The sequence below is a fragment of the Dellaglioa sp. CoH-56-MRSF-13 genome (assembly GCF_056782095.1).
The window spans coordinates 1-553 of the sequence record NZ_JBXAYC010000041.1; the positions used below are offsets into that span (position 1 = coordinate 1).

1 protein-coding gene is annotated in these 553 nt (G+C 50.8%); it reads left to right on the forward strand.

From position 1 onward, the window contains the following. Positions 1-264: 264 nt before the first annotated feature. On the forward strand, positions 265-553 hold a 289-nt coding region (locus AC1RP1_RS07750), incomplete at its 3' end, for a hypothetical protein (RefSeq protein WP_481762682.1).

Here is a 553-nt window from a genome sequence, read left to right on the forward strand (position 1 = left end):
AGCGTTGCGCTGGAGATCATTGCCCAGACAACTTTGAATCCAGCAAAGCCGATGACAACAATAACTTGGTTCACGCCAAGCTAAGGAAATAAAATGACCTTGAAATACATGCAAGGGTTTGAGACGGTTCGTGACGATTCAGACCTTAGAACACAGGGATGGTCCCCAACCCCTGCTGCGCCGACACGTAAGACAACCGTAGCGATTCCTAGTGGAACTGGCGTAAACGGTTTCTCATTGCGTCCCATAGGTGCATTCCAGTCAATGTCATATTCAACGGCTGCATGGGGAGCGGCAGCAGATCAAACATTTGGATATCTAAACACAGGCATCACAGTCAATCAGGCTTGGCAAGCTGGTGGTATCACACTAGGATTCGGCGCGAGATTCAACACGGGGACAACGTTGTACTACGGAGCAGCAAAAGCAACAAATCCGGTGTACGACGGATCGACCTATTGGGCTACTATGTCAGGCGGTAGCCCCGGTATTGCTCAGTCGGCCGATTTAACTACCTGGACCCCGATTCCTAAGCAGTTGTCCACTGTGGCGG